This window comes from Pseudomonas juntendi, assembly GCF_009932375.1.
Classification (GTDB): domain Bacteria; phylum Pseudomonadota; class Gammaproteobacteria; order Pseudomonadales; family Pseudomonadaceae; genus Aquipseudomonas; species Aquipseudomonas juntendi.
This window is the reverse complement of sequence record NZ_BLJG01000597.1, coordinates 1-373: the sequence shown is the minus strand read 5'-3', so window position 1 is coordinate 373 and position 373 is coordinate 1. Positions and strand designations below refer to the sequence as shown.

Below are 373 nucleotides of genomic sequence, written 5' to 3'. Positions count from 1 at the left end.
TCGCTGATCGCAGCGTTCATCCCACTGCTGTTCATGGGCGGGGTGGTTGGCCGGCTGTTCAAGGAATTCGCCCTGACCGCCACATCCACCATCCTGATTTCAGTGGTGGTGTCGCTGACCCTGGCGCCGACCTTGTGTGCGCTGTTCATGCACCGCACACCTGGCGGGCACCAGGGCGGTTTCGGCGAACGCCTGGTCAACTGGTGAACCGTGCCCTCGCCCACCAGCGTCACGCGCTGGTGGGCGAGGGCACGGTTCAGGCCCCGCTCGTACCAGTTGCCCAGGCGTTCGCCGAAACCGCCCTGCTGCCCGCCAGGTGGGCGGTGCATGACCAGCGCACACAAGGTCGGCGCCCGGGTCCGCGACACCACCA

At 67.3% G+C, this 373-nt stretch carries 1 pseudogene; it reads left to right on the top strand.

The window, feature by feature from the left end:
* Positions 1 to 204 (top strand): annotated as a pseudogene (locus GYA94_RS28455) (efflux RND transporter permease subunit); the annotation flags it as partial.
* Positions 205 to 373: the final 169 nt, after the last annotated feature.